The organism is Bacillus sp. EB106-07-01-XG149 (assembly GCF_058791555.1).
The window spans coordinates 116,072-139,639 of record NZ_JBYTDP010000007.1; the positions used below are offsets into that span (position 1 = coordinate 116,072).

A 23,568-nucleotide genomic window follows, 5' to 3' on the forward strand; every position below is an offset into this window, starting at 1 on the left:
TTACTGTTTTAAGCCATATGAAAACATTTCGATAATGTAGTAACCACATCTCTATAATTTATAAAAAAGACTTTGGTAGGTAAAATGGCAGAGTAAGAAGTAGTATTACCTTTAACGAATACACAGTCGTCATAAAGTAAGCTAATATGTAGATGTTGTAAAGGCTCTATTTGGTGTTGCTTTACGTATAAAACTAAATCATTATAAAGTTGCTCAGTATACTCACTTACAGAATAGTCTATCGAAAGCTGACCTGCTATGCTAGTCCACCATACTTTAAAACTACATACTAACTCTTTAAAGGATTCTTCATTACATAATTGGGTGTCAAAAAACTTCTCATAAAAGATGTGGTTTTCCTCATAAAAAATGTGGATATCATTTTTGTCGTCATTAATTTGTTTGCGAAGAGTATGCCATAATTCTTTGAAATTCACTTCAAATTCAGTGGAGAAATTTAATTTTCTTGCTATGTAAGGAAACCGCAAATTTTTTTCTCTTTTTGGTTGAGATGAATATTTTGAATATAAATCATAAAGTTTAAACAATATGACGTATTAGTATGTATTGTAAATGAATCTGTCATTTCATTTTCTCCTTAGTAACGTTTTTTATTGTTAGTATACAGAGAAATGTAAATGAATGGTATAAAAAAACAATTGTATACACTTATTCTTTCAGAAGAAAATTCATGTTATGACGTATGAAGGGGAATGGTAATAAATAGGGTATAAAATTAAAATACTGAAAATTAAATCTTTTATTTCTTTAGTAATTAATATAAAATTCTATATATATCATATAAATAAATTTGATACATAATGGTTCTATGTAGAAATGTTAATAGAATGAAGCGAGGGAGCGAAATGAGACAGAAAAAGGAGCAGAAGAAACAATCGAAAAAGAAAAAGACTCATATTCCTTTTCGATTAAATGTACTATTTTTTATCGTCTTTCTTTTATTTTCAGCTATTATAATTCAATTAGGTAAAGTACAAATCATTGATGGAGAAACGTATAGAAATGAAGTGAACAAAAAGGAAGATGTAACGGTAAGCACACCTGTTCCTAGAGGGAAAATGTTTGATCGGGTAGGTCAAGTGATTGTAAATAACAAACCGCTACGAACCGTTACATATACGAAAATGAAAGGAGCAGATTCGAAAGAAGTTTTACAAGTAGCAAGAAACTTAGCCCAGCTAATTGAAATGTCGCCAGAAGATATAAATAAGTTGACAGAAACAGATAAAAAGGATTTTTGGATGCAGTTAAATGAAAAACGAGCAGCAGAAAAAGTGACGAAAGAAGATGAGAGTACATTTAGGAAGCAAGAGATAGAAGGGAAAGAATTAGATAAAAAAGTAGAAGAGTTGCGCCGAGAAAGAATTACGCAAGAAGAATTAAGCGAACTTTCAAAAGAGGACTTAGAAGTACTAGCAATTAAAAGTAGGATGAATGCGGGATATAAAATGACGCCGCAAATTGTTAAAAAAGATGTAAGTCAAAACGAATATGCAATCGTAAGTGAAAGATTGGCAAGTTTGCCAGGAGTGGATACGACAGTGGATTGGGAACGTGAATACCCAAATGATAAAATACTTCGTTCCATACTTGGTAGCGTTTCTACTGAAAATGAGGGTTTGCCAAGAGAACAGTTAGATTATTATTTAGTGCGCGATTATAACCGGAATGATCGCATTGGTAAGAGTTATATCGAGAAACAGTACGAAGATGCATTACATGGAACGAAAGAACAGTCTAAAAATATTACGGATAAAGCGGGAAATATTATTCGGACAGAAAAAGTGACTGAAGGAAAAAGTGGAAATAATTTAATGTTAACAGTAGATATGGAGTTACAGAAAAAAGTAGAGGAAAGTCTTGAAAAGAATTTACGAGCATTTCATTCTGCAGAGCCGATGATGGATCGCGCGTTCGTTGTAATGATGAACCCGAAAAACGGCCAAATTTTATCAATGGCAGGAAAGAAAATTGTAAATAAAGATGGCGGAATGCAAATAGAAGACTTTGCTTTAGGAACGATGACAAGTTCTTATGAATTAGGGTCAACTGTGAAAGGGGCTACGTTATTAGCCGGATATCAAACTGACACAATTAAGCCGTATACACATTTTTTTGATGCACCGATGTATTTTAAAGGCAGTACTAAGCCGAAGAAATCGTGGAAAGACTTTGGTGATATTGATGATTTAAGAGCTTTACAAGTTTCATCAAACGTTTATATGTTTAATACAGCTTTAAAAATGGCAGGTATAAATTATGTACCAAACAATCCGTTAGATATTAAAAAAGAGACATTTAATAAAATGCGCTACTACTTTAGACAGTTTGGCTTAGGTGTACCGACTGGAATTGACTTACCGAATGAATCGATTGGTCAAATGGGTAGAACAGATAACATACCTGGTTTTTTACTTGATTACGCGATTGGACAGTATGATACATATACGCCGCTTCAACTTGCTCAATATATGTCAACAATTGCAAACGGCGGATACCGAATGAAACCACAAATTGTGCAAGAAGTGAGAGAGCAACCACATAGACCAGAGGATGTTGGAAAAGTTGTTCGGTCTATTGAACCAGTTATTTTAAATCGAGTGGATATGGATACTTCATACATTAATCATGTAAAAGAAGGATTTAGAAGAGTTTTTCAAGAAACTGACGGAACAGGTACTGCAACGTTTAAAGGATTACCGTATAAACCAGCTGGAAAAACAGGAACAGCTGAAACCGTATATGGTGGAGAAAGTGATATTGGAAGAGATGAAAACAATAACCGAAAAAAATGTTATAATTTAACTCTTGCCGGTTATGCACCATATGATGCTGATCCGGAAGTAGCTTTTTCAGTTGTTGTACCTTGGGTGAATGATGACAAATCAGGAATTAATTCCGCGATTGGTAAAGAGATTTTGGATGCGTATTTTGAATTGAAAACGAAAAGAGCGGGTGGAAATCCAGTCCCAGTAGAACAGCCGAACAAGGCCCAGTAAAAATAGTATCACTGCATGGAGACATATTGTGCAGTGATATATTTTTTGAGTTAAAAAGCGTTTAAATAAGGTGGGAATGGATATGAAACAGGAGATTAAAAGAGGCTGGGGGAAATACATACTCTTCGTGTTTGTTTTGGTAGTAGCATATCATTCTTTTACTTTATGTAAAGTGGAAGGGAAATCGATGCAACCGACTTTATATGAAGAAGACTACGTATTTGTAAATAAAGCAGCAGTACATTTTTCTAATTTAGAGCACGGAGAAATTGTCATTATAAAGGAAGAGGATGAGTCGAAATATTATGTAAAACGAGTAATAGGACTTCCTGGTGACGTAATTAACATAACGAATGGATCAGTATATGTGAATGATAAAAAGCAAGAAGAACCGTATACAAATAAAGATTTATTCAATAATACGCAAGTGTTTTATAACTTTCAAAAGACAAAAATCCCGCCAAATAAGTTATTTGTAATGGGAGATAATCGTGAACTTAGTAGAGATAGTCGAAACGGCTTAGGATATATTGAAGAAGATAATATAATAGGCAAAGTGGAATTTGTATATTATCCTTTTTCAAAAATGAAGATTATAGAATAAGTGGGGTTATACACAACCCCACTTATTAAAGTTTCACTTTATCTTCTTTAAAAAACCTTTTGGATTAAATGAGATGAAAAACTTATGCTTAGATTCATCGATTATGAAATTGTTATTTTTAGTTAAAAACTCTTCTACAGCTTCCATTGGACCTGCCCCCCAATCGGGCGAAACAGGATTTCCATTAATAGATGTATCCTCTACAATAATATAACTGCCAGTAGTAACGATAGACTTATAAAGTAAAAGTTCTTTTGAGACATGCTCTTTACTATGATCAGAATCTAAAATAACTAAAATTACATCATCAGGTTTGCGCATACTTAAAATGGTTTGGACGGCCTGTACAGAAACAGAAGAAGCTGTTACATACGTAATGCGGTCATGAGATGGACGATTTGGTTGTGGGAATATATCGATAGTAAGAACGTGACCTTTTCCAATTAGATCTAATATAGAAGCTAAATACAACGCACTACCACCATAACAAGTACCACATTCAATAATTAAATCGGGTTTTAATTCGTAAATAATTTCTTGATACAAAAAAAGATCAGTGGGAAGTTTGAGAATGGGGACCCCAAGCCAATGTGTATCATATAACCAGACTCGACTATCGTAATATTGTTTTAAAAATTCGCTACTTATGTTATCGATTTTGAACACTCCTTTCTGAAACGAAAGTTGTACAATATATTATGTGAAATATAATTATAAGGAGAATGTTTTTTAATAAAAATGAGTAAAATACCTCATTAAAAACCAATTGTTTGTATAATAAAAAACTTAATTCAGCAAGTTCTAATCAAAATGCAATTTAAATATGTAGATGAGGGGAAAAGGAACGTATGTATAAGTACACAATTTGCTTCATTAGAAAAGGAAATGAAAATGATGTGAAGGAGATAACTTAAATTATGGCATTCAAAAGTGAAGAAGAACTGAATAAAGCTTTCGAGGCAGCTAAAGCGACTCTAGCAATAGAAGGTATGATTATTACAAAAGAAATGGAAAAAGTTATAAAAGAAAAGTTAGCTGGAAAGATAACGTGCAAGCAACTTATTACATTAGCTGATGCGATTGCGAGACGTGAACGTACTTAACAATCTAGAAGCCACCACAAAATTTTTAAAAATAAACGGGAAAAAAGAGATGATAGATCCAACTCTCAGGCTCTAGACAAACTATTTTTTGGAGAGTTCAGATGCTAAAAAATAGTTTGTCTCTTGCTTTATGGTTAATTTATCCAACAATATATATATGTAGTACGTTCTATGCTACAATTTATTATAGGGGAGGAAGGTATCTTATGAAAATATCTGTTTATGTTGCAAGTGCATTTAGCAAGGATCATAAAGGCGGAAATAAAGCAGGAGTGGTATTTATGGAGAATACATTGACCACTACTCAAAAAATGGCAATAGCCAAACAACTGGGCTATGCGGAAACCGCATTTATATCAGAATCTGAAATTGCTGATTATAAAATTGAGTATTTTACACCAAAAGAGGAAGTTGATTTATGTGGTCATGCCACAATTGGCTCTTTCGCGATACTGATGCATGTAAATAAACTTTTCAAGAATCGCTATACGATTGAAACGAACAGCGGTGTTCTTACTATTACCATAAAAGATGACATCATATTCATGGAACAAAACGAACCGATATTCTATGATGTTATATCTCCAAACGAGTTCATCGACTGTTTTGATAGTAAAGCTATAGACAATACATACCCAATTCAAATTGTCTCCACGGGCTTAAAAGATATTTTAATTCCTATAAAAAGCGAAACACAATTACATACACTGCAACCTAATTTTGAAAAAATTAAAGAAATCAGCAAGTATTATAATGTTGTCGGGATGCATCTATATACTTTTAATGACAATCGAATAATATGTAGAAACTTTGCTCCACTATACGACATCAATGAAGAAGCAGCGACTGGAACTTCAAACGGTGCATTAGCTTGCTACCTTTATGAACAGCGCTACTTACAAAAAGAAGTCTATGTATTTGAACAAGGTTATTCTTTACACTCGCCTTCCGAAATATTAGTTAAATTAGCAACCGATAGTGATAATAAAATAGAAAAAGTTTATGTTGGTGGCAAAGGCTATTACTGTGAAACGAAGTGTTTAAATATAGAAAATATTGAGTGAAAATAAAAAAAGAGATGGTAGATCCATCTCTTTTTTATATGCTCCATGATTAACTGCGAATCGCCTTAATCATAAAACGATGTTGCTTTACATCAAAATAACCTTTTTGTAAGATGATTTCATGTATACGATATAATTCCTCATAGTAACCTTCGACAGTAAAATCAGGAATTTGCCACGGAATCGCTTTTAAATAATAGACGATAGCGCCAATGTCGTAAAAGCGTTGAAAAGGGAACTCTTTTTTTTCTTCTAAAATAGTAAATCCATTTTCCTTTAACTCAATGCATGCTGCTTCGAGCGACCAACTTGCAAATTCGCTATTTAGCGGTGCGCTAAACTGTTCATTTAGTTCCGCACAATCGAGACCACCAACTTGTTGTGTAAGGAAAATTCCATTTGGAGAAAGAATTCTGTTTAGCTCAGAGGCAGTATACGATTCACGTTGATTTATGATTAAATCAAACTGACCATCTTGAAATGGTAAAGCAGTATCATCTGTTACCTCTATAACTGTAACCCCTAAAGGTTCTAATTTCTTCCGAGCAATTGGCACGTTTGGAGCATAGCCCTCAGTCGCAAAAATAGTTGATGGGAACGGTTGTAACATAGATAAAAACTCTCCGCCGCCAGTACCCATATCGAGCATTGATTCTGCACGCTGCATAAGTTGAAAAGCAGTGCTGCCGTACGACCACGATAAAGGCTCGCTCTTCATTCGACCAGTTTCTGAAATAAAAGAAAAATCCCAACCGCTAAAATTTGTATTAGCACTTTCTAATAAAGTTAAAAATAATAAATCACGTTTCATAATTATATCCTCCTATTTTGTAAGTAAATGATATGATGAGAAAAGAAAAAAGGAGGACCTCTTATTAAAGTGGAACGGTTTTACGTTTCATGTTCGAATAGATTCATATAAATTCGCTCCTTGTTAGAGTGGTTATTTGTATATTCGGGATAATCGAGTGGAAATCCTTTGAAGTTATAAGGGAAGGTGAGAGTGCAACTAAATTTTGGATGGGGTATATAGTGAAACTGCATTGTGCCAACATATTTTGTGAAATATGATATTTCACATTTCTGTTACATAACAATAAAGTCGTACTGTTTATAAAAAAGTGGAACCGTTCACTCCCTTTAGATTTACTTATCTATGGGGATGTTTTTATTAATATAAGAAATTGATATATATACTGAATATAAAAATTTTATTCTTTGAAAATATTCCATAATTTAGTATTGTTTATATATGGAATATTTAGTTTGTACGAAAGGGGGAATAAGATGTTTTTACAAAAGTATAAGGGTTTGATTCTAGGGATAGTGGGTGCTGTATTAGGAATAATATCCTTTATTTACCTTAAAGATTTGGATTATATATATAAGACGGGCCTTAAGTTATTATCTGTAACATTAATCGTTATAGGATGGGTTATTGCCTGTGATTCGACCCGTTTCTATAAAAAAGAGAATAATAATGTATAGGTGTTATTATTCTCTTTTTTATACAGTCTTTAATTAGCGAACATTTCTTATGCAAGGAAGAGGGCAAGGTGCTATATGAAAAGAATGAAAAATGTAATGTTGCTATTGTTATGTTTCTTATGTTTAAGTGGTTGTAATTATGAAGATGAAGATCAGGTGAAAAAATATGTGAAAAAAAAGCACGGAATGGATGTGATTGTAACAGATTGGGGTGCTATACATGAAGGGAATATGGGACATACATATCATACTGTTCAAGCGAAAAATAACAAAAATATTCAATTTAGAGTAGAAGTAGATGGCATCTTATATTCAAGAATAAAAGGTGATGAATATCAATACGGGAAAAAAACATATGAGGAATATAAGAAATTCAAACCCATGCTAGAAGAAATTAAAAAATTAGGTTACGTGGAACCTGAAAATAAAAATGTTTTTCAATATATAGTGGATGATGATTATATAGAGGAGAAACCAACTGATAAGTTAGTATTAACTTTAAAAACGAGTGACAAGATTGATTACAGTCAATTTGAATCAAAAGAATTAGATCGTTTATATGCTTTATTCCAATTCATTCAGAAGAGTAATAAAAAGATAACAAAACTTGAAATTGAGGATCATAATGGTGAATCTATAGGCTTACCTTTTCATAATGTGCAAAAAGCTATAACGAAAGAAGAACTGCTTTTAACAATGAAAAACACTGTAAGCGGTTATTGGACATATTTGATTCAAACTGAAACAAAAGTAGGCGAAAGGTTAAATGAAATTCAAAATGATCGTTTTGTAATTGAAGATATTACTTGTTCAAACCCGAAAGACGGCAATTGTCTAGAGTATGAATTGACTTTAGTTTTCAATGATAGTGAGATAAAATATAGAAATGATTCCTATGTAATAGAGGATTTGAGAAAGGTAGTCACTATTCTTAAAGAAGAACTATATAATAAGGAATTTAACATATTTTTAAGGAACAAGGATGGAACAAGTTATTCACTCTGGCTATCATCAGAAAAAATCAAGAAAAATGATAACATAGAAGAGCTAGTAAAATAAAGGTATAAAGAAGAATTTTAAAGCACTTTTTACGTTTATTATTGCTTTATTCAAAAGGAAAAAACGCTTATACTTCATTTTTGAAGTATAAGCGTTTTTGTTTAAAATACTTAAAAAGAAAAATCTTTTGGCAATGTCCCACTTTTTATTACCGTTCTTAACCCATGTTTTATAATCCAAGGGTTAACTGGATGCTGTTTATGACGTAAATGTTGTAACCATTGAAAAACGAGTTCTTTATCTTCTTTCGTAATATCGTTAATATGATTGGCTACTGATTTTTGGACATATTTAGAAGGATCATTCATTAATGGCTCAAGAAGCTTTAAATTATTTGTAAAGTCACCTTTCAGAGCTCCCATTTTTTTAGCCCACGGAAGTCTTGGTCTTGTACCTTCGGAAACTAATCTTCTAATGTGGCTGTTTTCGTCATGAATCCACTGTTGTAATATGTGTAGTGTGTCTTCATGGTATGTTTTGAGAAAAGGCCGAATGGCATATTCAGCAGTATTCCTTTTTGTTATTGCATACATGGCGTTACATGAGGTTTCAAAATCGTTAAGCCCATATTTTTCAACGTATTTTGCAATAGGCATGTACATATATCCGTTTGTAAATGTGCCTACTTCTGTTGTGTTTTCTGGCCCCAATGTTTTCAGTAAAATATGTATTGCTGCATTAAAATCTTTTTGTAATGCATCGTGTAATTCATCTGCTATTACTTCTATACGTTGCTTTAACTCTAATTTTTCAACTTTACATGTTACGGAAGATACGAAGTTTCTTTTCGGAAAATTAGGATCGTGTTTACAAATAGAATCAGCCATTATTTCTGCTAATTCTTCATTAAATAAAAATTTTAACGGAACATATTTACCCATTTTTTCACCTCATTTGTCAGCTGAAAACAATTTTTATTTTTTAATCGACAATCCATAAACTAAAGTCTCACTCGGAGTCGTAATACTAAAACCTGTCGTCTTATAATCAAGTTTCACCGTATCACCAGTGTAGTCTTTCGTGAATGAATCCATTTGTACGATAAACTCGGCATCTTTATATACAACATCATCTGCATCATATGTATCCCAAATTAAATCAACATCAACGAAAATACTACAAGAGTTTGTCATTGTTCCTCTAATGCGAATGATCTTTTTATCTTCACGTTCTAATTTATGTATAGCTGCTTTTGCTTCATCAGTAATACGAATGTTCATGGTATCCCAACCTTTATATATATTTCCTTTATTATTGCAAAAACAGGAGAAATAGGGAAGGGAGAAGCATCGGAATAAAAAACGAGCAAACATATTTGTTTGCTCGTTTCACTTTATTTCAATTCACATTTATCGAGCGGAATCACTTTCGTTTTCTTCGTAAATTTATATCCTAACCATAGTACTAAGAAGAGTGGTAAACCGATGTAAGAAACGAGTACACCGTTCCAATCGATTGATTCGCCCATAAATGCGCCGTAGTTTTGACCTAAAATTACGATGACACAAAGTGCAAATGCGAAAATTGGACCGAACGGGAACCATTTTGCTCTATATGGTAAGTCTTTCAAATCTTTTCCTTGTGCGATATATGCTTTACGGAAACGGTAATGACTAATTGCAATTCCGACCCATGCGATAAAGCCAGACATTCCAGATGCGTTTAATAACCAAATGTATACAACACCGTCACCGAATAAAGAGGCAATGAAAGCGATACTACCGACAATTGACGTTACGATTAATGCGTTAACAGGTACACCGCGGCTATCTAATTTACCAAGAAACTTTGGTGCTTTTCCTTGGCGAGCTAAGTCCCAAAGCATACGAGTTGATGCATACATACCAGAGTTACCAGCAGACAATACTGCCGTTAAAATAACAGCGTTCATAACAGAAGCAGCAAAGGCAACGCCCGCTTTTTCAAAAATAAGTGTAAATGGACTTACTGTTACATCGCTTGCAGCAAGGCTTTCAGTCGTATAAGGAATTAATAAACCGATAACGAGAATCGCAAGGATATAGAATAAAAGAATACGCCAAAAGATAGAACGAATTGCTTTTGGAATGTTACGCTCTGGATCAGCAGTTTCACCAGCAGCTACACCTAATAATTCAGTTCCTTGGAATGAGAACCCAGCAGCCATAAATACACCGATAATTGCCATAATGCCGCCATTAAATGGTGCATCTGCAACAGTGAAGTTTTTAAAGCCAACAGATTCGCCGCCCATAATTCCGAAAATCATCATAAAGCCGACAATTAAAAAGATAATAATAGTAACTACTTTAATAAGTGCGAACCAATATTCAGATTCACCAAACCCTTTAACAGATAAATAGTTTAAAAGGAAAATAATAGCTAAACATAATCCACTCCAAATAAGAGAAGGGGTATCTGGGAACCAAAATTTCATAATTAATGTTACAGCAGCGAGTTCAGCAGCAATTGTAATGGCCCAGTTATACCAATAGTTCCATCCAAGTGCAAAGCCAAGGGATGGATCAACAAATTTTGTTGCATACGTGCTAAAAGATCCGGTAACAGGCATGTAAGCCGCGAGTTCAGCTAAGCTTGTCATTAAAAAGTAAACCATAATTCCAATTGCGGCGTATGCGACTAGTGCACCGCCAGGACCAGCTGTATGGATGACACCACCGCTGGCAAGAAATAGTCCGGTACCGATTGTACCACCGAGAGAAATCATCGTAAGGTGACGAGATTTTAATCCGCGTTTTAATTCACCTTGTCCTTGTGTAGTTTGCGTTTTAGAGGTAGATTGATTTGTTGCGCTATTCATGTTCAACACTCCTTTTCTTGTAGGTTAGGAAGGAGCGGGGGAGAAAAATACAAAAAACCGCCAAAGGAATTAGGCGGAACGTTTCACAAATAACCACCCCATCATACCCTTCCGTTAAGATAGCACCCCACGTTTACACGGTAATTTTGTAAACGTGACAGTTCTGTTCCTTTCGGAGACAGCCCCAGCTCATATTTCCAGAGAAGAAATATAAACTTCGGCAACTTTTCCTTTCAAACGGAGTTGGTGACATTCTCTGTGTCTCGTCCGTTTTACTCATAAAAGTCGCAACCTCTACCTCATCGGATTGATGAGGATTTGATATATTGCTAAGATTTTTAATATATGGCAATTGTAATGACTTTCTGAATATATTGCAAGATATTTTGTTAGGAAAAGTCAAAAAATATCGGTTATTGTATAGGAAACGCTTGCAAAACTCCACCCGAACCTACTGTTATGTAACAAAAAACAAATAAATAAATTGTTATACAAATGTTTCGCAAAAAATATTGAAAAACCCTTTAAAAATAAAAGAAAATTCTGAAAAAATAATTCGACATTCATAATAAGGTCATATTTTTTGTTATAATTAAAAAAACGTTTAAGCAAAAAAGGGGAAATTAACATGAAATTAGAAACAGAAAGACTCTATATAGTACCGTGTACAGAAGAGAGTATGCAAGTTGCTAACGAGCAAGGATATAACAGTGGTCCGCATATTGTAGGGCATGTAGAAAATGTAAAACAAAATAAGGTTTTATTACCTTGGGGCGCGTGGTATGTCATTCGCAAAGAAGATGACATCGTTCTAGGTGATATAGGATTTAAAGGGAAACCAAATGAGGAACATACAGTAGAAATTGGTTACGGATTTATTGAGAAATATTGGAATAAAGGGTATGCGACAGAAGCTGTAAGAGAATTAATAAATTGGGCTTTTCAAACAGGAGAAGTAGAAACGATTATTGCGGAGACACTTCTTGAAAATGATAGCTCGATTCGTGTATTAGAGAAATTACATATGAAGAGAATTGACACTACAGAAACGATGATTAATTGGAAAATAGAAAAATAAAAAATACCGCTCGAAGTATATCGGGCGGTATTTTTATCGTTATGGTAGCATTTGTTTTTGATCATTCGGATATCCGGCTGTCGATGCGTTAGAACGCTTGGAATGATTGCGAACAGCAATGAAAATAGAAATAATAACGACAAGACCAACTGCCACGTAAGAAAGTGAAATAATAGTTGGATCAACTTTAAATGTAGTAAGCAATGTACGAATGTTTGTAAAGATAATAAGGCCACCAACTAATACGCCAAGTAAATGAGAAGGAACGATGCGTACTAGCCATGCAGCGATTGGTGCCGCAACGATACCACCGAGCATGAGAGAAAATACCCAAACCCAGCTTACTTGTTCCCATCCAAGTGAAATGAAAAATCCAATTGTTGCAGCGAGTGAAACAGGAAATTCGCTCGTATCTACAGATCCGATAACTTTTCTAGCTTCATTTCCTCTTGCCAAAAGTACAGGTGTCGTAATCGGACCCCAGCCACCACCACCAGTTGAATCAACGAATCCAGCGAATAAGCCAAGCGGAACAAGCTGTTTTGCAGACATACGTTTATTTGAAGTAACAATTTGTTTTTGAATGATGAATCGTAATAAAATATAAACCCCTAAAGTAAATAAAAATACGGAAATGTACGGTTTAATTACATCGCCAGGTAAATTGCTTAAAAAACATGCCCCAATAAATGCGCCAATTGCTCCTGGTAATGTAAGCCTGGAAACGGTATATTTATCAACGTTTCCAAATTTGATGTGAGATGCACCAGAAGCGGCGGTTGTAACGACTTCAGCTAAATGAACAGATGCGGAAGCTACAGCTGGTGCGATACCAAACATTAATAATAGTGAGGTAGATGTTACCCCGTACGCCATTCCAAGTGCCCCATCAATCAATTGAGCGAAAAATCCGATAATAGCAAAGACAATTAATTTCTGCATAAATAATCCCCCTGTAATAATAAATGAAAAAGGCACTTTTCCCGTATGAGAAAAGTGCCTTTGGTTTTTCCAATCAGCAATAATTAAATTTGTTTCATTATAATACATATTAATCGTATAAATCAACTGGGTTTTAAAGTTTTTTGAATTGAATGAAAGAAAAATAAAATATACAATAAAAGGATGGAGAGAAAGGGGAGAAAGACATGTTACGATTTGATCATCTCGTACACGCAGTATATGGTACACCGGAGGAAGCGGCAAAACAAATACAGGAGCGTGGATTTCATACTGCAATAGGCGGAGAGCATATTACTTGGGGTACTTGGAATAGTTTATGTTATTTTGATTTATCCTATATAGAATTTTTAGCAGTTCAGCATGAAGAAAAAGCGAAGAAAGCAGACAATCCATTAGTACAAGAAACAGTAGTAAAATTACAAGACGGAGAAGGAATGCTACAAATCGCAATTCGAACAGATGCCATTGAAGACCTAGCAAATAATTTTAGTAAGCACGGTTTACATACGATAGGACCATTTGAAGGAAAACGTATAAGAAAAGATGGCCGTCTTTTAGAGTGGAAAATGTTATTTGTAAAGCAAGAGGAAAACAGACCGAAATTACCTTTCTTCATACAGTGGAATGAAACGGATGAAGAAAGAAGAAACGATTTACGTAACATAGGAACAATCACTGAACATAAAAATAAAGTACAACAAATTGAAACGATTCATTACGCAGTGAAAAATGTTCGAGAAACAGTACGGAAATGGAAAGAAGTAATGGGGCTAACTGCAAGCTCAATCACAAAGAATGAAGAATGGAATGCGGAGTGTCAAAGCGTATCATTTGGTGATGTTCATGTGCAGTTTTGTGAACCAATAGGAGAAGGGTTAGTACTAGAACGTTTGAAGCATCATGGCGAATATCCATTTGCAGTGGAGTTTAAAGGTGAAAATAAACGAGAGCATGAAGTGTTAGGTAGTTTGTACATATATTGATAGAGGTGAATGTTGTGAAGGAAATGCTTAGAGAGATAGAGAGACAACTAGAATGGCATCGTATTGTAAAGTGTACAGCTATTTCAAAAGGTTTTTCACATGAAGAAAAATATAAAGTTGAATTAAAGAACGAAGAAACTTATTTTGTGAAAGTATGTGATGCTGTTCATTTTGAACGTAAACAAGAAGAATATACGTATATGAAACAATTAGAGTTATTACATATTCCAACGCCCAAGTTAATTCATTTCATAAAACTTGAGGAATTAAATAAATGTGTACAAGTATTTGAATGGGCCCAAGGTGTAAATGGTGAAGAAGGTTTAGGGAAGCTATCGGTGGAAGAACAGTATAATGCAGGAAGAAAAGCAGGGGAAGTATTAAAGAGGATCCACTCAATTGGAAGAGAAAGTGCAAGTAATAAATGGGGAACGGTTCGATGGAATAAATACGAAAGATACGTAGAAGCGTTAGCAAACTATGAAATAGACTTCCTTAATTTGAAGCCAGTATTAAGTTTTGTAGGGGAGCATAAACAATTATTGAAAAATCGCCCTATTACCTTTTTACACGATGACTTCCATCCAGCAAATAGTATGATTCATAATAAGGAATTTATCGTTATCGATTTTGGAGGATATGATTTTGGCGACCCAATACACGATTTTTATAACGTAGCGATTTTTACTACAAGAATAAGTAAACCATTTGCGGTTGGACAAGTTCACGGTTATTGCGTGGGAGAACCGTCACTTCATTTTTGGCAACTGTATTCATTATATGCAGCAATGACATTCCCAGCTGATATCGTATGGACAAACCGAAGCACGCCACATTTAGTAGATGATATGAAGGAAAGATTGAACGTAATTTTAGAAGATCATAACAATTTTTCATCCTATATTCCAAAATGGTATCAATCACAACATGAGGATAGAATAAACAATAAGTAATGGAGGGATTCATATGGATAAAATAGCGGTAATTTCAGATATTCACGGTAATATTCCAGCATTAGAATCTGTGCTGCAAGATATTAAAGTAAGAGGAATAAAGCACATTATTTGTCTTGGAGATTTAGTCGGAAAAGGTCCTCATTCTAGCGAAGTAATTGAAATCATTCGTAAAGAATGTGATGGAGTTGTAATGGGGAACTGGGATGATTTTATTACAAAACCGACTGAATTTGAAGCGTTAAAATGGCATCAAAAACAATTATCGGAAGAACAAAATGACTATTTAAGAAGCTTACCATTTTCAATCGAATTTTTTATGAGCGGCAAATTGATTCGTATGTTCCACGCTTCACCTAGAAGTTTATATGAAAGAATTCAACCACACGCTGCAAGAGAAGAGCGTATTAGTATGTTCGAAAACAGTGAGCTCACAGAGAATATAGAAGGGGAAAGAAAACCCGATGTCGTTTGCTACGGTGACGTTCACCAAGCATTCGTTCAAAATTTCAGAGGGAAAACGTTATGCAATGCTGGTAGCGTAGGTAATCCTCTTGAAATTACACAAGCTTCTTATTTAATATTCGAAGGAACTTACAATGAAAAAGAAGCCGCAAGCTTTTCTATTCAACTCGTACGTGTACCGTATGATATTGAATTAGCTATCAGACTAGCAGAAGAACTCGATATGCCAGAAATTGAAGAATACAAACAAGAATTACGGACTGCTTTATATCGGGGGTTTAAGGGAAAGTAAGCCAATTATAATATATCTATCGTAACTTCAAATATATTAACGATTCGAAATAGGATATCGCCTTACCGACAAATAATGAAACGGATTGTTACCTATAATTATATTATGTAAACTGATTGTAGGAGGAAATATCTTGAACCGAATACAACGCATGAAAGAAATTGTAGATCATATTTTAAAATTAAACTTAACCCATCCAACAAGAGTTGGAGTAAGTGGTATTACAGCTTCAGGAAAAACAACATTTGCAAACGAAATAGCTGAAGAAATAAAAAAACGAGGATTACCAGTAACACGCGCCAGCATTGATGATTTTCATAATCCGAGAGCGGTTCGCTATGCAAAAGGTAAAGAATCTGCAAGAGGGTATTATGAAGATGCACACGATTATACAGCTTTTAAAGAAAGATTATTAAAGCCTTTAGAGCTTAACGGGAATTTACAGTATGAAACGATTTCTCATAACTTAATAACGGATATGCCTGTACATAATAAGCCACAAGTGGCCAAGCAAAATATGATATTAATAGTAGATGGAACGTTTCTATTGAAAAAAGATGTTGAGCATTTATTTGATTACAAAATCTTTGTAGATACAGATTTTGAGATGGCGAGAAAACGTGGTGCAAAGCGAGAGACTGAGACTTTTGGAAGTTATGAAGAAGCAGAGAAAATGTTTTTAAACAGATATCATGCTGCCTGTAAGATGTATATAGATGAGCATAATCCGAAAAGTTGTGCGGATGTTATATTTCGGAATAATAACTTTGATGATCCAGTAGTTGTATTTAAAGAAATTTAATATTGTTTATACAGCAAACAATTCGTGAAAGGAGATGTTTTGGATGGATAAAAAAGAGAATCCGAACGATTGGCCTGTATGGGCGAATGAGTCAGTAGAGATAGTGAATGCAAATCCTGATTGGCAAGATAAAGGCAGATGTGAAGAGCAGCAACTATATGAACTGCTTGCTCCTCTCGGTATAAGCAAAGTAATACATATAGGAAGTACATCCATACCTGGTTTACCTGCAAAACCTATCATTGATCTAATGGCTGAAATAGACTCATTTGATAGAGTACTAGATATTTTAGCGGAATTGGACTTATATAATTGGCATTATGTAAGCCCAGAATTGGATGAAAGACCTTGGAGAAGGTTCTTTGTGAAAGTTAAGAATAATAGGCGTGTAGCTCACCTTCATTTAATGGTTAAAGGAACTGAGCAATGGGAGCATCAACTTTTATTTCGTAATCGCTTACGAGAAAATCCACAATTAGTTTATGAGTATTCAAATCTTAAACAAGATTTAGCTAAAAGATTTAACCAAGATAGAGAAGCCTACACAAAAGCTAAAACAGAATTTATTAAGCAAGTTCTAAAATGATGCAACCTTTGATTGTAACTACGTTTGAATACAAAAGAAAAAACATCCTTTATTTTATAAATTAAACTTACATGAAATGCATGTAAATAAGGTGAGAGACTGCGATGTTCTAAAGTATTTCCTTTTATTTATTAGGATAAATTATATATAATTGAATCAAGTTCATATAAGGATAGGCAATTACAGGGGATAAGGCGAAAATATGTTAATAAAGTAAAAAGGGGACAGAAAATATAATGGATGAAGTACTAGAATTAAAAGAAGAACTACTACAAATTAAAAATAATAATTATGCTGTACCAGAAGACGTAGATGCATATCCATATGCGCAGTGGATGTTAGATTATATCGGTTCACCTGATGCTGAATTACGTGATGATTTAATTTATAGTACGCTTCACACATGGATTACAAATGATGTGTTTAGACAAAAAGAGTTGCGAGGATTAATGTTACAAGCAATTAGTCCTGATTATTTATTTTATAAAATTGGTGAAAAGGGCACAGACTCTGTATTTAAACGTGCATTCTCCGTATTAATTCCGCCACTTATTTTATCTGTTCATGAAAGAGAACCACTGTTATCTGAAGAACAACTATACAGTGTGGCAGAACAAGTACTAGAATATGTATATTTAGAAGAAGATGTAAGAGGATACGTAGAAGGAAAAGGCTGGGCACACTCTACGGCGCATGCGGCTGATGCACTAGATGCGTTAGCACGTACTATACAAAATCGTGAGTTTTCATATGCAATACTAGCTGCTGTTCGCCAGAAGGTTCGATTAAGTGATTACGTATATGTGCACTTTGAAGATGAGAGATTAGTAGCGCCAATTATGTCGTTACGTAACCAAAATATTTTAACTGGAGAAGAGTGGAGCAATTGGCTACATAGTATAGCAACTGTTGAAGATATCCGACATCCGCAGCATGCTATTTTAGTACAAAATATTAGAACTTTCTTAAGAAGTTTTTATTTTAGAGTTTTAGAGGCAGAAGGTAGTACAGCCTTTACAGATGATATATTGGAGACTTTGAAGGGTTTGCGTAGGTATTAAAAGTGATCCATCCTTAGAAACAATGAATAGATATTAAATTTGAAAATTTATTAGAAATTTATTTTTATATTGTACCCTTTCAATATAGGTTGAAAGGGGTGTCAAATGAAAAAATTATTAAAGTCAGTGAAAATAATATTTTTAATGTGTATTAGTATGATTTTCTTTGGAACAGGCGCTATATTTATATATCATAACTATCAATTAAAAATGGAATCGAAATTAATGAACAATGAAGGCGAACTTGTTAATTTCGATAATAAAAAAGTGAATGTTTATAATGAGGGGAGCGGGGAGGATACGTTTGTATTTATGGCCGGATCTGGAATTGCCGCTCCTGTTTATGAATTGAAAGGCTTATATAGTAAATTTCCGAAGGAAAACAAGATTGCTGTAATTGAGAGAGCGGGTTATGGATACAGTGATGTTTTTCGAGATGATAGAGATATTGATACGATATTAGAACAAACGAGAGAAGCGCTTATTCGAAGTGGAAATAAACCACCTTACATTTTAGTACCACACTCTCTATCGGGTATAGAGGCTATTTATTGGGCACAAAAATATCCAAGTGAAGTAAAAGGGATTATTGCGTTAGATATTGGTTTACCTAAACAGTATGTGACTAATAAAATAGGTATGGTTGATTCATTAAAAATAAAAGGGATGAATATTTTAACGAAAATTGGTTTTCAGAGATTAGCTCCCTCTATTACTTATAATCCCGAAGTCATTCGTCAATCCTTTTTAAACGAACAGGAAAAAGATATTTATAAAGCGCTTACGTATAAGAGGGCTTTTAATGATGATATGAAGCAAGAACTTTTACAAAGCTACAATAACGGTAAAAAATCAAATTCTTTATCGATCCCAAAAGAAACACCTATGTTATTTATAGATGCGATTGCTAGGCAATATAAAGATTCGAAGTATACAAAGCAAAAAAACGAAGACTATAAGGAGTTTGCTAGCAAGTTATTAATAGCTGATGTAAAAATAATTGAAGGTACACATAGTATTTATTTATATGCTCCTGATGAAATATACAAAATTGCTATGGATTTTATTAAGAATAAAGTAGTGAAGAACTAAGCAATTGTTATTTTAGCGATGAAAGGTCTACATAATGAAAGTATATAACATATTAATTGTTGAAGACGATTTGATTATAGGAGATTTATTACAAAAAATTTTACAGCGTGAGAAGTATAATGTGTGTTGGGAGAAAGAGGGAAGGAAAGTTTTTGATGTAATTCATGAAATAGATTTAGTCGTAATGGATGTTATGTTACCAGGTGAAGATGGTTATCAAATTACAAAGAAAATAAAAAATTTAGGATTAAATATTCCAATTATATTTCTATCAGCAAGGAATGATATGGATAGTAAACTAAAAGGTTTGACTATTGGAGAAGAATACATGATAAAACCTTTTGACCCTAGAGAGTTATTGTTAAGGATTCAGAAAATGTTAGATAATCAATATGGTACGTTCACGCAAATTAACCATTTATTTATAGATGCAGAATATAAAAGAGTTTTTATTAATGATTTGCGTAATGAAGTTGCTTTTACAGCAATTGAACGTAAAATATTTTTCTATTTATATGAAAATAGAGATAGAATTTTATCTAAAGAACACTTCTATGATTACCTATGGCAACTCGAAGATAGAAATCAAAATATCATGAACGTACATATAAAGAAAATCAGAACCAAAATTGATGATAAAACAGGTGATATTATTCAGAACATATATGGAGAAGGGTATAGATTAAATACCTATATGAAGAAATGAACTTAAAGAAAAAATATCAGTTACTATTATTCTCCGCTATTATTAGCGTACCACTGTTATTGTTGTCAATTAGTATCTTTGTATCCGTTATTTATAATGTTGTCTTTAAAACTAAAAATCAGAACATTCCTTTTCACGAATCCTATGCATATCCTACAATGTTAATCATATTTTTATTATCACTATTAATATTAGCTTTTGTATTTTCAAAATCGATTAATACAGTATTAAATAAAATTAATGTATTAAATCAAACGATTCGAGATTTAGCTAGTGATAAAAAAATACCTAATATAATAAATGTTAAAAGCGATGATGAAATGGGAGAGCTGATTAAATCAGTGAACTTGCTTATAGAAAGAACAACTTATCGAGAATTAGAACTACAACAACAGGAACAAATAAAAAAGGAACTATTAAATAAATTACGGCATGATATTAATACACCCTTAACAGCGGTCAGATTACAATTATATTATTTAGAAGGTGAGTACAAGGAACAAGCACCAGTACTTGAATCAATGTATGAGCAGATACAATATATAAGTGATTTAACTAACGAATTTAATATTCAATCTACAGAGACCTTAGAGAATACTTATATTGTGAATGATGAAGTGAATATACATAATTTAATAGAAAATATGATTAAGAAATGGAGCTATTTGTATAGCATTCATAAAATTGAATTAGTATTTAATCCACAAGATAAAGAGTTGATATGGAATAGTAATGAGTTATGGATTCAAAGGTTATTTGATAATATTTTTCAAAATGTCCTTAAATATTCAAAAGCAAAAAAATTCAAAATTATTATACATGAAGATATTGTTTCCTTTAGAGATAATGGGATTGGGTTTGATATAAATAGTAAAGGTACGGGACTTGGTTTGAAAAATATTGAAGATATATCAAAGATGTTCGAAATAAAATACACTTTACAATCAAATAGTAAGGGTACTATGTTTTCATTTGAAAATACAAAAGTTTAGAGCAAATTACATAAAACCAACACCTCCCAACCATACTAAAAAATGTGTTGGAGGTGAATGTTATGAATAAAAAAGACTTTGAAAAAGTTTATAATGATTATTTACATCAAGGAGAAGAGCAAGCTCAATTTGAAGTAGACGATGAAGTCAATTCAGGAGCAGAACAAATTGTTGCCGTTCGTAAAAATGATGATGGTGATTTAATAGCGTTTAAAACAAGTAGCGGGAGAGAGTTAGATTATATGACTGCTCTTAGTGAAGCAAAATCAGGGAAGTTAGCTCATGTAGACGTATTTCATAAGTATGGTAGAGATATTATACGTAGTGAACCTGATGGGATAAAGGAAAATAACTTAGATAATTTACCTTCATTTTAAAAGGGTAAACCTCAAGAAGAGAATGTTTATTTTGATATTCTCTTCTTTTTTTAATAAAGCTTTCCCTACAAATAGAAGGTTCATTTTTAAAGAGCGATCATACTTTTAAAGAGTGCTCGAAATTTCTCTTTATCTTCTGCTGTAAATGGTTTCGGTCCCTTTGTACGTTTACCGCTCTTTCGAACCATTGCACTTAAATACCGTGTTTGTAACAATTGTTCAATGTTGTCATTCGTATACTTATAGCCTTTATGATGTAGTACGATACAGCCTTTTGCTAAAGCGAGTGAAGCAAGACCGTAATCTTGGGTTACGATTAAATCTTCTTTTTTTGCTAACTGCATAATTCGGTAATCCGCAGCATCTGCTCCAGAATCAACATAAATTGTTTCCACACCTTTTGGCTGCTGAGCATTAGAATAATGAGAAAAACTAGTAACGAGGGTAACAGGGATTTCTACATTCGTAGCTTCGGAAATAATCACATCTTTTACAGGACAAGCATCTGCATCAACGTAAATTTTCATTGGTATCACTCCTATAAATAGATTCGAGTTGATGATAATGGTAGAATTTTCTTTTGTCAAACGAGAAAGCTTTATTTAAAGTTATTTTTCACATACCAAAATAGCCTCACGTAAACGAGAAATACCTTCCTCAATTTGATCAATATCCACTTTTCCATAAGATAAACGAATATAACCATCTTTCGCGCCGAAAATACTACCTGGCATAAAAGCAATTTCTTGTTTTAAACTTTGCATAATAAGTTGTTTTTCGTTTATCGGTTCTTTTAATTTTCCCCATATGTATATACCACCGGTCGGGTTTGAAAAAGAGATTTTATCGTGAAGTTGCTCGTTTAGGGCGCGAACGATAATGTCTCTTTTTTCTGCTAATTGTTTTCGTAACGGTACGATATGAGACTGAAATGGTACAGTTTCGAAAAATTGCTGCATAAGCCACTGCGGGAATATACTCATTCCTAATTCCATTTGGTGCCTTGCGTCAGATAACCTTTCTACTACCGATTGCGGGGCGACAAGCCAGCCAACTCGTAAGCCTGGCGCAACCATTTTTGATAAAGAATGTACATAAATGACTGTTCCATTTTCATCAATCGATTTCAAAGTAGGGCAAGGTTGTTTCTTTTCTAGCGTAAGTAAGCTGGACGGATCATCTTCCACAATCGCAATTCGTAAGTCTGCGCAAAGTGATAACAGTTTTTTTCTACGGTTTGGATGAAGCATTGTGCCCGTAGGATTTTGGAAGTTTGGATTTAAAAATATCATTTTAATACGGTGCTTTCTATATAACTCTTGCACATCGTCTGGGTTAATACCGTGTTCATTGACAGGTAATGGGAAAATACGAATACCTGCTGATTGGAATAACGGTAAGGAATAACAGTGTGAAGGACTTTCGAAAGCAACTGCATCACCTGGATTTAATAAACATTGAACGATAAGGTGAAGTGCTTGCTGTGCGCCAGATGTAATCATTATGGATTGTTCAGTCGCTTCAACTTTTAAATATTCTTTCATATATTTTACGACCGCTTGTCTTAGCGGGAGATAGCCTTGCGGATGATCATAACTTAATGAATGCGTTAACGGTTGTTCTCGTAAAATTGTCTGTAGTTGATCGTGAGGATAAAGGTTACAACCGAGCTCGCCGTTTGCGAAATCAATGATATTTTCATTTTGTTGTACTTCTGCCCGAATATGGCGAAGTAACGGTAAGTTTGGTAAAAAAGTACCACCTTCTACGAAATTTCTCCAATTCGGAGTTAATGTTGGAGAAACGCCCCACATATGTGTACTTACACGTGTCCCTTTACCAGTCGTACTTTCCACAATCCCCATAGCACGTAGTTCATTATAAGCAGTCGTTACCGTACTTCGGTTTACATTTAACTGCGTAGCTAATTTCCGTTCGGAAGGGAGGAAGCTTCCAGGAGGAAGTTCTCCGTATGTAATACGTTTCTCAATAAAGTCAACTACTTGCTGATAAATTGGGATTTTACTGTCGTTATCTAGCTTCCATTCCATACAAACGCCTCCGCATCTCTTATATACAT

Annotated in this window: 25 protein-coding genes, 1 pseudogene and 1 riboswitch; of the genes and pseudogenes, 17 read left to right on the forward strand and 9 right to left on the reverse strand. The window is 33.8% G+C overall.

What is annotated here, in order from left to right:
• Positions 1-8: 8 nt before the first annotated feature.
• Positions 9-586 (reverse strand): annotated as a pseudogene (locus AC3WTA_RS23565) (hypothetical protein).
• Positions 587-866: 280 nt separating this feature from the next.
• Here AC3WTA_RS23565 and AC3WTA_RS23570 point away from each other — a divergent pair.
• On the forward strand, positions 867-3,020 hold the full coding sequence (locus AC3WTA_RS23570) for a peptidoglycan D,D-transpeptidase FtsI family protein (RefSeq protein ID WP_001249218.1): 2,154 nt from the start codon (positions 867-869) through the stop codon (positions 3,018-3,020).
• An 82-nt stretch (positions 3,021-3,102) separates the two neighbouring features.
• Positions 3,103-3,624, forward strand: a complete 522-nt coding sequence (gene lepB, locus AC3WTA_RS23575) for a signal peptidase I (protein WP_000806886.1) — start codon at positions 3,103-3,105, stop codon at positions 3,622-3,624.
• A gap of 33 nt (positions 3,625-3,657) precedes the next feature.
• Here the strand turns inward: lepB and AC3WTA_RS23580 are convergent, their stop codons facing one another.
• Positions 3,658-4,290, reverse strand: coding sequence for a cephalosporin hydroxylase family protein (locus tag AC3WTA_RS23580; RefSeq protein ID WP_002096491.1), 633 nt, complete (start codon positions 4,288-4,290; stop codon positions 3,658-3,660).
• 251 nt (positions 4,291-4,541) lie between these two features.
• Here AC3WTA_RS23580 and AC3WTA_RS23585 point away from each other — a divergent pair, with 251 nt between their 5' ends.
• Positions 4,542-4,727 (forward strand): hypothetical protein, encoded by a 186-nt coding sequence (locus AC3WTA_RS23585; protein WP_000874724.1) that lies wholly within the window; start codon positions 4,542-4,544, stop codon positions 4,725-4,727.
• A 206-nt stretch (positions 4,728-4,933) separates the two neighbouring features.
• On the forward strand, positions 4,934-5,791 hold the full coding sequence (locus tag AC3WTA_RS23590; protein ID WP_078183336.1) for a PhzF family phenazine biosynthesis protein: 858 nt from the start codon (positions 4,934-4,936) through the stop codon (positions 5,789-5,791).
• 49 nt (positions 5,792-5,840) lie between these two features.
• Here the strand turns inward: AC3WTA_RS23590 and AC3WTA_RS23595 are convergent, their stop codons facing one another.
• Positions 5,841-6,602, reverse strand: a complete 762-nt coding sequence (locus AC3WTA_RS23595; protein WP_078183337.1) for a class I SAM-dependent methyltransferase — start codon at positions 6,600-6,602, stop codon at positions 5,841-5,843.
• A gap of 476 nt (positions 6,603-7,078) precedes the next feature.
• On the opposite strand from AC3WTA_RS23595, the gene AC3WTA_RS23600 reads away from it, so the two are divergent.
• Positions 7,079-7,279 (forward strand): hypothetical protein, encoded by a 201-nt coding sequence (locus AC3WTA_RS23600; RefSeq protein WP_000479692.1) that lies wholly within the window; start codon positions 7,079-7,081, stop codon positions 7,277-7,279.
• 75 nt (positions 7,280-7,354) lie between these two features.
• Complete coding sequence (locus AC3WTA_RS23605; protein WP_070168928.1) at positions 7,355-8,338, forward strand: hypothetical protein; 984 nt, start codon at positions 7,355-7,357, stop codon at positions 8,336-8,338.
• Positions 8,339-8,448: 110 nt separating this feature from the next.
• Here AC3WTA_RS23605 and AC3WTA_RS23610 read toward each other — a convergent pair whose 3' ends face one another.
• The 3 genes from AC3WTA_RS23610 to AC3WTA_RS23620 form a co-directional block, all read right to left on the reverse strand.
• Positions 8,449-9,219 carry a DNA alkylation repair protein gene (locus AC3WTA_RS23610; protein WP_000521688.1) on the reverse strand — a complete coding sequence of 257 codons (771 nt, stop codon included), beginning with the start codon at positions 9,217-9,219 and terminating at the stop codon, positions 8,449-8,451.
• 33 nt (positions 9,220-9,252) lie between these two features.
• Positions 9,253-9,558 (reverse strand): iron-sulfur cluster biosynthesis family protein, encoded by a 306-nt coding sequence (locus AC3WTA_RS23615; RefSeq protein WP_001026165.1) that lies wholly within the window; start codon positions 9,556-9,558, stop codon positions 9,253-9,255.
• A 113-nt stretch (positions 9,559-9,671) separates the two neighbouring features.
• Positions 9,672-11,138, reverse strand: coding sequence for an amino acid permease (locus AC3WTA_RS23620; RefSeq protein ID WP_001083398.1), 1,467 nt, complete (start codon positions 11,136-11,138; stop codon positions 9,672-9,674).
• Between the two features lie 112 nt (positions 11,139-11,250).
• Positions 11,251-11,443: riboswitch (Lysine riboswitch) on the reverse strand.
• A gap of 323 nt (positions 11,444-11,766) precedes the next feature.
• On the opposite strand from AC3WTA_RS23620, the gene AC3WTA_RS23625 reads away from it, so the two are divergent.
• Entirely contained in the window at positions 11,767-12,216 is a 450-nt protein-coding gene (locus AC3WTA_RS23625; RefSeq protein ID WP_000764636.1) for a GNAT family N-acetyltransferase, read from the forward strand.
• A 39-nt stretch (positions 12,217-12,255) separates the two neighbouring features.
• On the opposite strand, the gene AC3WTA_RS23630 is transcribed toward AC3WTA_RS23625, so the two are convergent.
• Positions 12,256-13,266, reverse strand: coding sequence for a sulfite exporter TauE/SafE family protein (locus AC3WTA_RS23630; protein WP_002096492.1), 1,011 nt, complete (start codon positions 13,264-13,266; stop codon positions 12,256-12,258).
• A gap of 98 nt (positions 13,267-13,364) precedes the next feature.
• Here AC3WTA_RS23630 and AC3WTA_RS23635 point away from each other — a divergent pair, with 98 nt between their 5' ends.
• The 10 genes from AC3WTA_RS23635 (at position 13,365) to AC3WTA_RS23680 (ending at position 21,488) form a co-directional block, all read left to right on the forward strand.
• Entirely contained in the window at positions 13,365-14,162 is a 798-nt protein-coding gene (locus AC3WTA_RS23635) for a VOC family protein (protein ID WP_078183339.1), read from the forward strand.
• A 14-nt stretch (positions 14,163-14,176) separates the two neighbouring features.
• Positions 14,177-15,115: an aminoglycoside phosphotransferase family protein gene (locus AC3WTA_RS23640; protein ID WP_078183340.1), complete on the forward strand. Its 939-nt coding sequence runs from the start codon at positions 14,177-14,179 to the stop codon at positions 15,113-15,115.
• Positions 15,116-15,128: 13 nt separating this feature from the next.
• Positions 15,129-15,872: a metallophosphoesterase family protein gene (locus AC3WTA_RS23645; RefSeq protein WP_098708386.1), complete on the forward strand. Its 744-nt coding sequence runs from the start codon at positions 15,129-15,131 to the stop codon at positions 15,870-15,872.
• 133 nt (positions 15,873-16,005) lie between these two features.
• Positions 16,006-16,674: a nucleoside/nucleotide kinase family protein gene (locus AC3WTA_RS23650; protein ID WP_001079966.1), complete on the forward strand. Its 669-nt coding sequence runs from the start codon at positions 16,006-16,008 to the stop codon at positions 16,672-16,674.
• A 43-nt stretch (positions 16,675-16,717) separates the two neighbouring features.
• The gene (locus AC3WTA_RS23655; protein WP_000358236.1) at positions 16,718-17,260 is read left to right on the forward strand and encodes a GrpB family protein; all 543 of its coding nucleotides are present in this window, start codon (positions 16,718-16,720) and stop codon (positions 17,258-17,260) included.
• Between the two features lie 236 nt (positions 17,261-17,496).
• Positions 17,497-18,321, forward strand: a complete 825-nt coding sequence (locus tag AC3WTA_RS23660) for a DUF2785 domain-containing protein (protein WP_000344673.1) — start codon at positions 17,497-17,499, stop codon at positions 18,319-18,321.
• 105 nt (positions 18,322-18,426) lie between these two features.
• Positions 18,427-19,413 carry an alpha/beta fold hydrolase gene (locus AC3WTA_RS23665; protein WP_098708385.1) on the forward strand — a complete coding sequence of 329 codons (987 nt, stop codon included), beginning with the start codon at positions 18,427-18,429 and terminating at the stop codon, positions 19,411-19,413.
• A 34-nt stretch (positions 19,414-19,447) separates the two neighbouring features.
• The gene (locus AC3WTA_RS23670; protein ID WP_000870355.1) at positions 19,448-20,119 is read left to right on the forward strand and encodes a response regulator transcription factor; all 672 of its coding nucleotides are present in this window, start codon (positions 19,448-19,450) and stop codon (positions 20,117-20,119) included.
• Entirely contained in the window at positions 20,116-21,111 is a 996-nt protein-coding gene (locus AC3WTA_RS23675; RefSeq protein ID WP_098708384.1) for a sensor histidine kinase, read from the forward strand. The genes AC3WTA_RS23670 and AC3WTA_RS23675 overlap by 4 nt, the downstream gene beginning before the upstream one ends.
• A gap of 62 nt (positions 21,112-21,173) precedes the next feature.
• On the forward strand, positions 21,174-21,488 hold the full coding sequence (locus tag AC3WTA_RS23680; protein ID WP_001034296.1) for a DUF3892 domain-containing protein: 315 nt from the start codon (positions 21,174-21,176) through the stop codon (positions 21,486-21,488).
• Positions 21,489-21,574: 86 nt separating this feature from the next.
• Here AC3WTA_RS23680 and AC3WTA_RS23685 read toward each other — a convergent pair whose 3' ends face one another.
• Together AC3WTA_RS23685 and pdxR are read right to left on the reverse strand one after the other, a co-directional pair.
• Positions 21,575-22,015 (reverse strand): YaiI/YqxD family protein, encoded by a 441-nt coding sequence (locus tag AC3WTA_RS23685; RefSeq protein WP_000708784.1) that lies wholly within the window; start codon positions 22,013-22,015, stop codon positions 21,575-21,577.
• Between the two features lie 81 nt (positions 22,016-22,096).
• A complete protein-coding gene (gene pdxR / locus AC3WTA_RS23690) occupies positions 22,097-23,539 on the reverse strand; it encodes a MocR-like pyridoxine biosynthesis transcription factor PdxR (RefSeq protein WP_000454901.1) in 1,443 nt (480 codons plus the stop codon).
• Between the last annotated feature and the right edge of the window lie 29 nt (positions 23,540-23,568).